The 317-nt window shown below is 62.1% G+C and carries 1 protein-coding gene; it reads right to left on the bottom strand.

The genetic code is table 11. The annotated features are described in order from the left end of the window. Positions 1-239 (bottom strand): hypothetical protein (locus tag MUB46_RS24230; protein ID WP_261618544.1); only part of this gene is annotated, 239 nt, incomplete at its 3' end. Positions 240-317 lie beyond the last annotated feature (78 nt).

The following is a 317-nucleotide window of genomic DNA, read 5'->3' as shown; positions in this document are numbered from 1 at the left end:
GAAATAGGCGCGGTCGGCTTGTCCGGTGTGCGATAGTCGCCGATTACCTGCCCGGTCTGCGGATTGACGAGCTGGCCGTTGACCTCGATGGGCTGCGACGCCTTGCTTGCGTCCCGGATATAGCCGTTCAACAAGTCGGGATCGCGGACCATGAGCAACGCCATGCCGGGATCGACACCGCGCTCCTGCGTCAGCCAGTTGAAGGTCTTCGGCATGGTAGGTCGCTGACCGATATTCATGATCCTTTCGAACAGGCTCCCGGTATCGCCCCACACCGACGGTGCGGATAGGGCCTCCAGATCCGGGAACCTCGACGG

Source organism: Microbaculum marinisediminis (genome assembly GCF_025397915.1).
Classification (GTDB): Bacteria; Pseudomonadota; Alphaproteobacteria; order Rhizobiales; family Tepidamorphaceae; genus Microbaculum; species Microbaculum marinisediminis.
This window is presented reverse-complemented; position numbering and strand designations above follow the sequence as displayed.